The sequence below is a fragment of the Erwinia wuhanensis genome, from assembly GCF_030484085.1.
Classification (GTDB): Bacteria; Pseudomonadota; Gammaproteobacteria; order Enterobacterales; family Enterobacteriaceae; genus Erwinia; species Erwinia aeris.
Genome location: NZ_JAUJUH010000001.1, coordinates 647473 through 661275 on the forward strand (window position 1 = coordinate 647473; position 13803 = coordinate 661275).

A 13803-nucleotide genomic window follows, 5' to 3' on the forward strand; every position below is an offset into this window, starting at 1 on the left:
GTAATGCCTTATTTATTCTGGCTGGCGTAGTGCTTGCGCAGCTTCTGCAGTTTTGGCGGGATCACGGCCAGGCAATAACGGTTTTCCTGCCCTTCGCCTTCCCAATAGTTCTGATGATAATCTTCCGCCGGATACCATTCGCTGGCGCTTTCGATGGTCGTTACCACCGGCTCCGCCAGCTCCGCCTGCGCGCGCGCGATAGCCGCTTTGGCTTCCACCGCCTGCGTTTCATTCAGCGGGAAAATCGCCGAGCGGTATTGGGTACCGATATCGTTACCCTGACGGTTTAGCTGGGTTGGATCATGGGTAGCGAAGCTGATATCCAGCAGCTCGCCGTAGCTGATTTTTTCCGGATCGAAGCCCAGGCGGATAGCTTCCGCATGGCCGGTTTCGCCCGTGCAGACCTGCTTGTAAGTCGGGTTGGCAACGTGGCCGCCAATGTAGCCGCTCTCTACCGATTCCACGCCGTTAATCTGTTTAAACACGGCTTCGGTACACCAGAAGCAGCCACCCGCGATAATTGCATATTCAGTCATCATAATTCCTTATTTGCTTTTGCAAGCCTCGTTAATCATTGCAGCATAAGTTTTTAATTATTGCTACGCCCTTCCATGCGGTGCTGGTTATTAGAGTAAAAGCCAAAACCAATAACGCACAGAAACTATAAGGTCTGATGCAATGAATTTACCGCTTTGTTATTTTTAATTGAATGCTCAATCAATAAAAACTATCATGTGGAGCTTATTTTTTAACAATTGAAGGAAGGAGACAGAGCAAACAGCTAAATAATCGACAAAGATCAACCTCATAAACTACCTGCCCGAGCGGTTCCCCAGTGTAGTTAGCGGATATGCGGCGGATGTTTCCCAGTATGCGCTAAGGCACGCTTTGTGAAAACCGGGTTTATTCTTGAGCATTTTTTCGGAGAATCTATGCCGACGACTGAAATACCCAGGAAAGATCAGCAAGACCGCATTAATCCCGTGGTCTTTTATACCTCAGCAGCGTTAATTCTGCTGTTCTCGCTTGCCACTATCTTTTTTACCGATTTATCCGATCGCTGGATAAATAATACCCTGCAATGGGTCTCCAATACGTTCGGCTGGTATTACCTGCTGGCGGCCACCGTTTATATCGTCTTTGTGGTGCTGATTGCCGCTTCCCGTTTTGGTTCTATCAAGCTCGGCCCGGAGCAGTCCAAGCCGGAGTTTAGCCTGATGAGCTGGGCGGCGATGCTGTTTGCCGCTGGCATCGGCATCGATCTGATGTTTTTCTCCGTAGCGGAACCCGTCACGCAATATATGATGCCACCGGAAGGCCAGGGGCAGACGCTGGAGGCAGCGCGACAGGCGATGGTCTGGACGCTGTTCCACTACGGTTTAACCGGCTGGGCGATGTACGCACTGATGGGCATCGCGCTGGGCTACTTCAGCTATCGTTACGGCCTGCCGCTGACTATCCGCTCTGCGCTCTACCCTATCTTCGGCAAGCGGATCAACGGCCCTATCGGCCATTCAGTGGATATCGCGGCGGTTATCGGGACTATTTTCGGTATCGCCACCACGCTGGGGATTGGCGTGGTGCAGCTGAACTACGGTCTGAAGGTGCTGTTTGACGTGCCGGAAGGGCTGACGGCCCAGGCAGCGCTGATTGCGCTGTCGGTAATTATGGCGACTATTTCGGTGACTTCCGGCGTGAATAAAGGGATCCGTCTGCTGTCGGAACTTAACGTGCTGCTGGCGCTGGGTCTGATCCTGTTCGTGCTGTGCATGGGTAACACCAGCTTCCTGCTTAATGCGCTGGTGCTGAACGTTGGCGACTATATCAACCGCTTTATGGGCATGACGCTGAACAGTTTTGCCTTCGACCGCCCTACCGAATGGATGAACAACTGGACGCTGTTCTTCTGGGCGTGGTGGGTTGCCTGGTCGCCGTTTGTCGGCCTGTTCCTGGCGCGAATTTCACGCGGCCGCACCATCCGCCAGTTTGTGGTGGGCACGCTGACCATTCCGTTTATCTTTACCCTGCTGTGGCTGTCGATTTTCGGCAACAGCGCGCTGTATGAAATTATTCACGGCAACACCGCGCTGGCGCAGGAAACGCTGGCTCACCCGGAACGCGGCTTCTACAGCCTGCTGGCGCAGTATCCTGCCTTTACCTTCAGCGCCTCTGTAGCCACTATCACCGGCCTGCTCTTTTACGTCACCTCGGCGGATTCCGGCTCGCTGGTGCTGGGCAACTTTACCTCGAAGCTGAGCGACATCAATAACGATGCGCCTAACTGGCTGCGTATTTTCTGGTCGCTGGCGATTGGCCTGTTGACGCTGGGTATGCTGATGGTTAACGGCGTGACTGCACTACAGAAAACCACGGTGATTATGGGTCTGCCCTTCAGCTTTGTGATTTTCTTTGTGATGGCCGGTCTCTATAAGTCGCTGCGCGTGGAAGATCACCGCCGCGCCAGTACCATCGTCAGCACGCCGCCAGCGCCGGTTTCCCGCGAGGATCGCCTGAACTGGAAACAGCGTATCTCCCGCGTGATGAACTATCCCGGCAGCACGCATACGAAAAAGATGCTGGATAACGTTTGTCGACCAGCGATGGAAGAAGTCGCGCTGGAGCTGGAGCGACGCGGTGCTAAGGTGCAGGTCAGCGAGCTGCCGCCGCTGGAGGATGAACGCCTCAACCATCTGGAAATGGTGGTCAACCTGGGCGACGAGCAGAGCTTCCTGTATCAGATCTGGCCGCAGCGCTACTCCGTACCGGCGTTTACCTATCGCGCCCGCAGCGGCAAGTCGGACTATTTCCGTCTGGAAACCTTCCTGCTTGAGGGTACCCAGGGCAACGATCTGATGGACTATACCAAAGAGCAGATCATCAATGACATTCTCGATCAGTACGAGCGTCATCTGACCTTCCTGCATATTCATCGGGAAGCGCCGGGCAGCACCATGCCTTTCCCGGAAGCCTGATAAAAAAACAAGGGCCGGACTTTTAGTCCGGCTTTTTATTGCCTGTCAGCTGCCGCGCGCCTGCCCGCTTCGCTAACCATTTAGCTAAAAGCGGCCCGGTAAGCAGCACCACCATAAAACGCCCGGTTTGCATGGCCATAACAAAGGAAAGATCGACATGGCTGGACGCGGCAATAATGGCTACGGAGTCGGCGCCGCCGGGGCTGGTTGCCAGGTAAGCGGTTAAAGGATCGATACCGGCGAAACGTACCAGTAAAAAAGCCAGCCCGCAGCAAACGGCCACCAGGCTAAATATCGCCAGCAGCAAACGCGGCAGCGCCTTTGCCGCATAGATAAGGATAGCGCGATTGAAGCGCAGCCCAATGCTCCAGCCAATCAAAGCATAGGCCGTCATCAGTAAAACAGGCGGTAATTCCAGTTTTACCCAGTGGGTATTTTGCACCAGTAGTCCGCCAGCCAGCGAAATTAATAAAGCGCCCGCAGGCAGCCTTAACAGGCGGCTAATTCCCACGCAGGCCACAATTACTAATAAAGTGGCGCCGAACGCGGGCCATGCCACCGGCTGAATAATGGCAAACGCCGAAGCTGACGAGGCTGTTGGCGAAGGCGCCCAGATACGTGCGATGAAGGTAGCCAGCACCGCGACAATAACCACACGCAGATATTGCATAAAGGCGACCAGCCGCACGTCGGCATCATAATTTTCCGCCATCAGCGTCATTGCTGCAGCGGCACCGGGCGACGATCCCCATATTGCCGTTGAGCCTGGCAACACCTGCCAGCGGGTTAACAACCATCCCGACAGCGCGCTGGCGATAATAACGGAGAAAATAGCCGCGCCGAACAGCGGCCAGTTTGCGGCTATTTCTGTAAATATCGAGGGCGGCATGGCGCGGGCGATCATGCACCCCACCGCGCCCTGCGCTAAATAAAAGAGCGGTCTGGCAATGATCACCGGCTTATCGCGAGCGGCAAAGACAATCGCCACCAGCATGGGGCCAAGCAGCAGCGCGGCGGGCAGCCGTAGCTGTTCAAGAAGGCTTACTACAAGCGCAGACAACAGAATGAGAACGGGCCAGCGTAAAAAAGAGGCGTGCATTAATTTATCCTGCTGAAACAGATAAGTTTATCCTGGCACATCAAAACAAACCGTACCAGTATCGCTGGTTATTACCTGCCCGAGCTATAAAGCTTTAGTTCTCTGTTTTAAAGCCACAGAGGAGCTGCATGTAATAGCGGACTTAACCCCACCTTTAAAAACCTGACTAAAAGTATGTTGTAACTACAAAGATAAGCCGAACGGATGAATTTGACGATAATTAGTGAAACGGGCAAGGCGAAGCAGGGCAACTTTGTATCCTGATATTTTTATCTTTGCCGCTTTCATTATAAGCGGCGGCTTTACTGATTTTACCTGGCGGCAGAGTTTAAAGCCGTGCAGCATAACAGGCCGATAAACAATCCTGCTGGCAGCTTGCAAAAATTTCTTACGATGCCGTTACAGCAGATTAAATCAGCTCTCTTTACCCGTGCGCTTCGGCGCTGTAATTGTAGAGGTGTTTGATAAGCCTGACGTGCCTTTTTATTGTCACACTTCAGTATGGCGTTAAGAATTTTCCCATTCATAAAAAAATATAGCGTCATTCTGCCGGCGCTATTTTGCAAAAAATATGAAAAAGTCGCGTAATTAAGGATTTTTTTGAGATTTAGTGTTTTTAACTGCGGCAATTCTATGTACACTGTCCTACGATACATACACTGATTATGTTTTTTAACTAACTTAACGCTACGGATTCCTTTATGAGCGAAACTCTGAAAGTACTAAATAACATTCGAACTCTTCGTGCACAGGCTCGTGAAGTTTCTTTATCTGAACTGGAAGAGATGCTGGAAAAACTCGAAGCAGTCGTTAACGAACGTCGTGATGCAGAAGCGGCTATCGCTTCTGAAATCAAAGAAAAAGAAGAGAAGCTGGCGAAATATCGTCAGATGCTTCTGGACGACGGTATCGATTTAAGCGAGCTGACCGCAGCTGAAACTAATTCAGGTAAATCTCGTGCCAAGCGCGCGCCACGTCCTGCTAAATATCAATATACCGATGAAAATGGCGAAACCAAATCATGGACCGGCCAGGGCCGTACGCCAGCGGTGATTAAGCAGGCGCTGGATCAGGGTAAAAAGCTGGAAGATTTCCTGATTTAAATCTTCAGCCACGCTGGTCATTCAGCGTGGCAGCTTTTATTCCCTTTCTGACCGGTTCCTTTATTCCCTCGCTTGCGTAGTTAATCTTTACTCTCTACCCTCTTATAAGTATGTTGTAACTAAGGACATATGATGAGTCGATACGACGCCGTTGAAAATCTGCACCGCTGCGCCACGGATTTGCAGGCCGCTTTAGGCGAGCTTACGCAGCGGCTTTCCGGGCAGCGCCTGCTGGCCGCCCGCGTGTTTGAACTGCCGCCTGTTCAAAAAGGTCAGGAACACGATCCCGTCACGGAAATCGCCGTCGTGCAGCATCTGGCGCAGCCCGCCTTCGCCATGGCCCTCGCCCACTACGGCCGCCTTTATATGCAGCACCAGTCGGAAACGGTCAGCACCAAGGCCGCCGTTCGCCTGCCCGGCGCCATTTGCCTTGAGGCTTCACCGGAACAGGCCGATGCTTTACGGCAGCAGGTAGAGACCGTTAATAAACTAAAAAAGCGGCTGGAGGAAATTATTACGGTAGAGTCGGGCGTGCCCAGCGAAGAGCGTTTTGAATTTGTGCACAGCCATTTGCGGGGGCTAATAACGCTTAACGCTTATCGCTCTATCTCTTTACTCGACGCGCCCGATTCCGTGCGTTTCGGCTGGGCAAATAAACATATAATTAAAAACGTTAGCCGCGAAGAGATAGTAGAAAAACTGAAAAAAAGCCTGCGCTCCGGTCGCGCTATGGCGCCCTGGACGCGCGAACAGTGGGGGGAAAAATTACAGGATGAGATCGCCATGCTTAATTCGCTGCCCGCTACGGCAAAGCTGAAGATAAAAAGGCCGGTCAAGGTGCAGCCGATTGCCCGCGTATGGAATAAGGAACAGCAAAAACAAACGCAGCTCGCCTGCCCTTCTCCCTTGCTGGTGCTCTGCCCCGATGCCTTATCTGTCCCTAAGCTGGGCGAATTATTAAATTACGATGCCGGTAAGATCGTGCATCGATTTAAACCGGAAGCAAAAAAGCTCTTTTCGCTGATCCCTCGTTTACACCTTTACAGTGACCGCCTTGCATAAAAAAAGAGCGGAAACATTTCCGCTCTTATTCAGCTATTACGCTTTCATGCTGCCGACCATCTCTTCCGGCCTGACCCAAAGGTCAAACTCTTCTTCCGTCAGGTAGCCCAGCTTCAGCGCGGACGCTTTCAGCGTCAGGCCTTCTTTGTGCGCTTTTTTGGCAATTTCCGCCGCTTTGTCGTAACCGATATGGGTATTCAACGCCGTTACCAGCATCAGCGATTCATTCAGCAGTTGTGAAATACGATCGCGGTTCGGCTCAATGCCTACGGCGCAATGGTGATTAAAGCTGTCCATACCGTCCGCCAGCATCCGCACCGACTGCAGGAAATTATGAATAATCATTGGACGATAAACGTTAAGCTCAAAATTACCGGACGCGCCGCCCATATTGACCGCAACGTCGTTGCCCATCACCTGACAGCAAAGCATGGTCATCGCTTCACACTGCGTCGGATTCACTTTACCTGGCATGATAGAGCTGCCCGGTTCGTTTTCCGGGATGGCGATCTCGCCGATACCGCAGCGAGGGCCGGAAGAGAGCCAGCGCACGTCGTTAGCGATCTTCATTAACGAGGCCGCCAGTCCTTTCAGCGAACCGTGCGCGTGCACCAGCGCGTCGCAGGTTGCCAGCGCTTCAAATTTGTTTGGCGCGGTGACGAAAGGCTGCTTAGTCAGCTCCGCCAGCTCTTTGGCTACGCGTACCGCATATTCCGGGTGCGTGTTCAGCCCGGTACCAACCGCCGTGCCGCCCAGCGCCAGCTCCGCCACGTGCGGAATGCTCTGCTCAATATGCGTCAGATTGTGCTTCAGCATGGCCACCCAGCCGGAAATCTCCTGGCCCAGCGTCAGCGGCGTGGCGTCCTGAAGATGGGTACGGCCGATCTTTACGATGTCCTTATAGGCCTGTGCTTTTTCATCCAGCGTTTTTTGCAGCACTTTCAGCTGAGGGATCAGGTGCTCTTTCAGCGCGATAACGGCAGCAACATGCATGGCGGTAGGAAAAACGTCGTTAGAGCTTTGGCTCTTGTTTACGTCGTCGTTTGGGTGCACCAGACGCGACATGCCGCGCTCGCCGCCCAGGATCTCGCTGGCGCGGTTGGCCAGGACTTCATTCATATTCATATTGGTCTGGGTACCGGAACCGGTCTGCCAGATAGCCAGCGGAAACTCGGTTGCGTGCTGGTTGGCCAGAACCTCGTCGGCAGCCTGCACTATCGCCTGCGAGCGTTCTGCGGGCAGCAGGCCCAGATCGCTGTTCACCTTCGCCGCTGCGCGTTTGGTTAACGCCAGCGCGTGCACCAGTTCAACAGGCATCTTTTCGCTGGAGATGCGAAAATGCTCCAGAGAACGCTGCGTTTGCGCGCCCCAAAGTTTATCTGCCGGCACTTCGATGGAACCCATTGAATCTTTTTCAATGCGGTTGGCGGCCATGTCTCTCTCCTTTACTGGTTATGATGAAACCCAACTTGCCCGTCCGGGCGTTTTGCGCGGGCCATAGTATGACATACAATAATTTAACATTTTGCGAGCCGGTCGTCCTTATCGCATTTCGCCGCTGCCGAAAATTTCTTTCATATAACACAGAGTTAATACTTTTTTTTCTTTCTGCCTGGCCCGCATTTATTCTGGCAACCTGCCGCATTCTTTTTACATTACGCACGGAAGCCAGATTGCGGCTGACGCCGCGAGCCACAGTTGCTATCATAATTAACCTGTTATACAGAAACGTTTTTCTTGCCGGATTGCGCCGGATGCGATTGTCGGCATCGGTGACTTAAAAAAGGACGATTTTACAGATGAAAAAAACAAAAGTAGCGGTGGGCGTGATTGTCGCTCTTGGCGTGATTTGGACCGGTACGGCGTGGTTTACCGGTAAACAGCTGGAAAAGAACAGGGATGAACTGGTGCAGGAGGCCAACGCTCGCCTGAATGTGCTGGCACCGAACAGCCGCCTGAAGGTAAGCTATCAGGACTGGCAGCGCGGCGTTTTCAGCAGCTCGCTGCGCCTGGTGGTCCAGTCTGACTCACAGACCGAAGATACTTCGCCGCTGAAGCCGGGCCAGAGCGTGGTGTTTGACGAAAAAATCGATCACGGCCCTTTCCCTTTCGCCCAGCTGAAAAAATTCAATCTGATCCCCAGCATGGCTTCGGTACATACCCAGCTCGAAAATACCGACGCGGTGAAAAAGCTGTTTGAGATGGCTAAAGGCAAGTCGGCGTTGCAGGCGGAAACCCGCGTAGGCTACGGCGGCGCGACCGCTTCCGTTATTAAGCTGCTGCCGCTGGACTATACCAATGCCCAAACCGGTGAGCGCTTTGCCTCTAACGGCGGCACCATCAACCTCAGCGCCGATAAAAAAGGCGATAAGGTCGATTACGACGGCAAGCTGGAAAGCCTGGTGCTGACCATGCGCAATCAGCTTAATATGCCGGTTATGTTTACCCTGAACGGCCTGACCCTGGACGGCAAAACGCACCTTAACGCCCAGGGCCTGCGCATTGGCGATCAGAAAAGCAGCCTGGATAAGCTCAGCTCGACCGTAAACGGCCAGCCCTCTTTCGAACTGCACGGCATTAAGCTGAACTCCGCTTACGATAGCGTGAACAATCAGGTTTCCGGCACCACCGACCTTGCGCTGGACGCGATGAAAATCCGCGATAGGGACTTCGGTCAGGTCAAACTGTCGCTCAAGCTTTCCCAGTTTGACGCCGACGGTCTTAAAGCCTTCAGCGATAACTATCAAAGCCAGGTGCAGGCGCTGATGAACGAACCGGGCGTGAGCGATAACTTTGCGCTTTATCAGCAGCGTATCGGCGAAATCCTCAACGCCAACCTGCCGCTGCTGCTGAAAGGTAACCCGGTCATCACTATTGCGCCGCTGAGCTGGAAAAACGACAAAGGCGAAAGCAACTTTAACCTTTCCGTGCACTTTAAAGATCGCGTTGCCGGTGCGCCGCAGCCGCAAACCCTGAGCCAGGCGCTGGATAACGTGCTGAAAACGCTGGACGGCAAGCTGACTATCTCTATGGATATGGCCACGGAGATGATGACGCAGGTTGCTATGGCGGAAGGCTATAAGCAGGAAGAAGCCGCTAAGCTGGCCGATCAGCAGGTGAAAGGCGTGGCCGCAATGGGCCAGATGTTCCGTCTGACCAAACAGCAGGACAACAATATCGTCACCAGCCTGCAGTATGCGAGCGGCCAGGTTACGATGAACGGCGAGAAAATGACGCTCGACCAGTTCTTTGCCCGCTATATGCTGGGCGGCGAACCGGCGGCAATGCCGCAGCAGTAACCTCATCGTTAAGCTACCAACCGTACCGTGCGCAAGGCCGGTACGGTTTTTTATTGCGCCAGCGGGCAATTAATCGGCAGTTGGCCCGACAATCGCGCAATTCGCTGGTACAGCAGCGCGGAATGTTTTTATACTGTTATGCACTTTTATCACTACAGAGTGCACCGCCATGATTGATTCCCGTATTCCCCTTACCGATATCCATCGCCATCTTGACGGCAATATCCGTGCACAAACCATTCTTGATTTAGGCCGTGAATTTAACCTTACGCTGCCCGCCACCACGCTGGAAACGCTGCGCCCGCACGTGCAGGTAATGAAAAACGAGCCGGATCTGGTCAGCTTTCTGCAAAAGCTGGACTGGGGCGTCAAGGTGCTTGGCTCGCTGGAAGCCTGCCGCCGTATCGCGATGGAGAACGTTGAAGACGCCGCCCGCGCCGGTATCCACTATGCGGAACTGCGTTTTTCTCCCGGCTATATGGCGATGACCCACAACCTGCCGATCGCGGGCGTGGTGGAAGCCGTTATTGACGGCGTACGCGCGGGCTGCGAAAAGCACAACATTACCGTACGCCTGATCGGCATTATGAGCCGCACCTTTGGCGAAGAAGCCTGTCTGCTGGAGCTGGAGGCGCTGCTGGCGCACCGTGACGCCATCACCGCGCTGGATCTGGCTGGCGACGAGCTGGGCTTCCCCGGCAGCCAGTTTTTAAGCCACTTTACCCGCGCGCGCGACGCTGGCCTGCGTATTACCGTTCATGCCGGTGAAGCAGCAGGGCCGGAAAGCATCTGGCAGGCGATCCACGAGCTGGGCGCCGAGCGTATTGGTCACGGCGTGAAAGCGGTAGAAGATGCAAAACTGATGGATTACCTGGCGGAAAAAGGGATCGGCATTGAGTCCTGTCTGACCTCCAATATCCAGACCAGCACCGTCTCTTCGCTGCTGCACCATCCGCTGGCGACGTTCCTGGATCACGGCATTCTGGCGACCATCAATACTGACGATCCTGCCGTGCAGGGTATTGAGATTGGGCACGAATACAAAATCGCCGCGCCGCAGGCAGGCCTGAGCCAGCAGCAGATCCGTACCGCCCAGGAAAACGGCCTGAAAATCGCTTTCTTAAGCGAAGCGGAAAAAGAGGCGATCCGCGCCAGCGTAGCGGCCTGATCGCTAAAACTGCCCGGCAGCGCGCCGGGGCAGTTTTCGCTAAGCCTGCTGCAGTGCCATAAGACTACTTCAGCGACAGGGTCTGACGCTTCTCGGCGGATTGCAGGCCCAGTTCGATCAGCTCCATCACCTGAATCGCTTCCTGCGCCGTTACCGGATTCGCGCCGTCGCCGTTGATGGCGTCGCGAATGCCGGCGTAATAGGCCGGATAGTTGCCCGGCGTGGTCAGCAGCGTCTCTTCCGCCATCATTTCGCCGTTAGCCAGCGTGACCACGCCGTCGCGCATATCGTAGCCCCACTCTTCCTGCGGCGGACGCGCGCCCGCTCTCAGGCTGTCTTCCTGCGGATCCAGACCATATTTTACATAGCTGCCGCGCGTGCCGTGTACCTGATAGCGTGGCGATTCCGCCGCCGCCAGCATGCTGGCATGCAGCACCACCCGACGCTTTGGATAGGTCAGTACGGCGTGGAAATAGTCGGTAGTCTGCGCGCCCGTGCGTAGCTCCGCCAGATCCACATTAATCGCCACCGGCGAACCGAACAGCTGGAGCGCCTGGTCGATCAGGTGCGGCCCTAAATCGTACCAGATGCCGCTGCCTGCGCCCTTCTGCTCGCGCCAGCGGTTGCGCACTTCCGGCCGGAAACGGTCAAAATGGGATTCAAAGTAGCGCACTTCGCCCAGCGTGCCTTCTGCCAGCAGCGTTTTCAGGGTCAGGAAATCGCTGTCCCAGCGGCGGTTATGAAAGACCGACAGCAGCAGGCCTTTGGCGGCCGCCAGCGCTTCCAGCTCGCGCGCCTGTGACAGTGTCACGGTAAAGGGCTTGTCCACCACCACGTGCTTGCCTGCGTTAAGCGCGGCTTTGGCCAGCGGGAAATGGGTGTCGTTAGGGGTGGGAATAACAATCAGCTTAATGGATGGGTCATCGAACAGCGCCTGCGGTTCGGCCACGACCGTGGCGGTGGGCCAGTCGGCATGTACTTTAGCAGCGTCGCTGCTGGATACGGCGGCCAGTTCCATGCCGGAAGTGCCGCTGATTAGGGGCGCGTGAAACGTCTTGCTGGCAAAGCCGTAGCCCACCAGGCCAACGCGAATAGTGTCGTTCATGTCAATTCCTCTTGTCGCTTACCCGAATGATTTAAGACTATCGTTCGGGCAAGGACAAGACGGATTAGGCTGAATGTTATAAGAAAGTTACTGACTGGCGCTCAGCAGATCCCAGCTTTCGCGCGTCACCAGCGTGTCGGCGTCCAGCGAGCGACGACGGAAATCGCTGGGGCTGACGCCTACGCGCTTGCGAAACACGCGGGAAAAATAGAGCTGATCGTCATAGCCCACAATGCGCCCTACGGTGGCGATAGGCTCCTGAGTGGTCTGCAACAGCAGCCTGGCGCGAATGATGCGCTGATCCTCTCGCCAGCGCAGCAGATTGATGCCCATCTGCTCGCGGAACAGGTGCGCCAGCCGCGACGGCGACAGGCACACGTGATTGGCGACCTCGTCAATCTTCAGCTCGCCCGCCAGGTTGTTGGTCACGTACTGGCAGGCTTCGATGATACGCGGATCGCGGATCTGCTGATGGCTGCGCGGATCTTCCTCCACCGCGCGCAGCAGCAGCCTTTCCAGCAGGTTCATCGCCAGCTCTTCCGCAAAGCGTTTGCCGGAGGTGTGCGTCTGCTCAATGGTGGTAAACAGCCGTTCGAACTCGCCCCACAGCCGTTCGGGCAGCCGCAGCCTGCCGACGCCGCGCTTCTCATCCTGCCACACCAGCCAGCTGCTCCAGTAGGCGCGCGGGCGGAAGTAGATCCAGCGATGGTGCCAGCAGTCGCTCTCCGGCGAGCGGCCGTAGTAGTGCGAGGTTTTAGGCTGAAACAGCAGCAGATCGCCCGGCTCGCACTCAAACGCCTCTTCGCCGCTGAAGACCTGGCCACGGCCCTTGATGGTCAGGTTGATGATATAGCCTTTCATCCCGGAGGGCCGATCGATAAAGAAGTCGAGCGGATCGCCCGCGCCGATTGGCGTCAGGCCCGCCACCAGCCAGGCGTTAAAGGGATAGCCGGGCAGCAGCGGATTGGATTGCGCCACCGGCGCCAGACGATGATACATAACGCCTCCTCAGGCCGTTTTGGCTTTTTGTTTGTAGCGGTCGAAAATCACCGCCGCCAGCAGGATCAGGCCGCGCACCACATACTGCGAAAACGGCGAGATATTCAGCAGGTTCATCGCGTTTTCCACCGTGCCCAGGATCAGCACGCCCGCCACCACGTAGGAGATTTTGCCGATGCCGCCCTTCAGCGAGACGCCGCCCAGCACGCAGGCGGAGATAACGATCAGCTCATAGCCCAGCGAGGTCATCGGCTGGCCGCTGGTCATCCGCGAGGCGAGGATAATGCCCGCCGCGGCGGAAACCAGCCCGGAAAGAATGAAAATGATGATACGCGTACGCACTACCGGTACGCCAGCCAGGCGAGCCGCTTCTTCGTTGCCGCCGATAGCAAGCGTGTTGCGGCCAAAGGTGGTTTTGTTCAGCAGAAAGCCAAAGACAATCAGCGTGCCGATGGTCAGCCAGACCGGTGCCGGAACGCCCAGCCAGCTGGCGTAGCCCAGCGCGAAGAAACGTTCGTCTTCAATGCCCACGGCCTTGCCGTCAGAGAAAATATAGGCCAGGCCGCGCACGATTTGCATCGTCGCCAGCGTGGTGATCAGCGCGTTGATTTTCAGTTTGGCGATCACGAAGCCGTTGACGAACCCGCAGAGCACGCCCAACAGCAGGCCCGCCGCAATGCCGATCCACAGGCTTTCCGTCATATTGATCACTACGGCGGCGGTGACGCCGGCGCAGGCAATCACCGAGGCGACCGAGAGATCGAAGTCGCCGGATGCCAGGCAGAATAACATGCCGCAGGCCACCATGCCGGACATCGACATCGCCAGGCCCAGCCCTTTCATATTGATCAACGTGCCGAAGTTGGGCACGAAGATCGTGCAGCCGATAAACAGCACGGCAAACACCACCAGCATCCCGAAATTATCCCAGATGCGGCTCAGATTGACGCGCTGCGTTGGCGGCGTGGCGGAAGAGGTAGTTAAAGACATGATTGA

The 13803-nt window shown here is 55.3% G+C and carries 11 protein-coding genes; 5 read left to right on the forward strand and 6 right to left on the reverse strand.

Annotated elements, in window-relative coordinates; all coding sequences use genetic code 11:
* Positions 1–8: 8 nt before the first annotated feature.
* Entirely contained in the window at positions 9–539 is a 531-nt protein-coding gene (msrA, locus tag QZH36_RS02915; protein ID WP_253454343.1) for a peptide-methionine (S)-S-oxide reductase MsrA, read from the reverse strand.
* Positions 540–932: 393 nt separating this feature from the next.
* Between msrA and QZH36_RS02920 the strand changes: the two genes are divergently transcribed.
* Positions 933–2972, forward strand: coding sequence for a choline transporter (locus QZH36_RS02920; RefSeq protein ID WP_253454344.1), 2040 nt, complete (start codon positions 933–935; stop codon positions 2970–2972).
* Between the two features lie 22 nt (positions 2973–2994).
* Here the strand turns inward: QZH36_RS02920 and QZH36_RS02925 are convergent, their stop codons facing one another.
* A complete protein-coding gene (locus QZH36_RS02925; protein ID WP_301729611.1) occupies positions 2995–4071 on the reverse strand; it encodes an AbrB family protein in 1077 nt (358 codons plus the stop codon).
* Positions 4072–4772: 701 nt separating this feature from the next.
* Here QZH36_RS02925 and QZH36_RS02930 point away from each other — a divergent pair.
* The gene (locus QZH36_RS02930) at positions 4773–5174 is read left to right on the forward strand and encodes an H-NS family histone-like protein (protein WP_125290095.1); all 402 of its coding nucleotides are present in this window, start codon (positions 4773–4775) and stop codon (positions 5172–5174) included.
* Between the two features lie 132 nt (positions 5175–5306).
* On the forward strand, positions 5307–6236 hold the full coding sequence (gene tus, locus QZH36_RS02935; protein ID WP_253454346.1) for a DNA replication terminus site-binding protein: 930 nt from the start codon (positions 5307–5309) through the stop codon (positions 6234–6236).
* Between the two features lie 36 nt (positions 6237–6272).
* On the opposite strand, the gene fumC is transcribed toward tus, so the two are convergent.
* Complete coding sequence (fumC, locus tag QZH36_RS02940; protein ID WP_253454347.1) at positions 6273–7670, reverse strand: class II fumarate hydratase; 1398 nt, start codon at positions 7668–7670, stop codon at positions 6273–6275.
* 365 nt (positions 7671–8035) lie between these two features.
* On the opposite strand from fumC, the gene QZH36_RS02945 reads away from it, so the two are divergent.
* Together QZH36_RS02945 and add are read left to right on the forward strand one after the other, a co-directional pair.
* Positions 8036–9535 carry a YdgA family protein gene (locus tag QZH36_RS02945; protein ID WP_253454348.1) on the forward strand — a complete coding sequence of 500 codons (1500 nt, stop codon included), beginning with the start codon at positions 8036–8038 and terminating at the stop codon, positions 9533–9535.
* 169 nt (positions 9536–9704) lie between these two features.
* Entirely contained in the window at positions 9705–10703 is a 999-nt protein-coding gene (gene add / locus QZH36_RS02950; protein ID WP_301250959.1) for an adenosine deaminase, read from the forward strand.
* A gap of 64 nt (positions 10704–10767) precedes the next feature.
* Here the strand turns inward: add and QZH36_RS02955 are convergent, their stop codons facing one another.
* The 3 genes from QZH36_RS02955 to araH form a co-directional block, all read right to left on the reverse strand.
* Positions 10768–11808, reverse strand: a complete 1041-nt coding sequence (locus tag QZH36_RS02955) for an oxidoreductase (RefSeq protein ID WP_125290100.1) — start codon at positions 11806–11808, stop codon at positions 10768–10770.
* Between the two features lie 87 nt (positions 11809–11895).
* Entirely contained in the window at positions 11896–12807 is a 912-nt protein-coding gene (gene araC, locus QZH36_RS02960; protein WP_125290101.1) for an arabinose operon transcriptional regulator AraC, read from the reverse strand.
* A 9-nt stretch (positions 12808–12816) separates the two neighbouring features.
* A complete protein-coding gene (gene araH, locus QZH36_RS02965; protein ID WP_253454351.1) occupies positions 12817–13797 on the reverse strand; it encodes an L-arabinose ABC transporter permease AraH in 981 nt (326 codons plus the stop codon).
* Between the last annotated feature and the right edge of the window lie 6 nt (positions 13798–13803).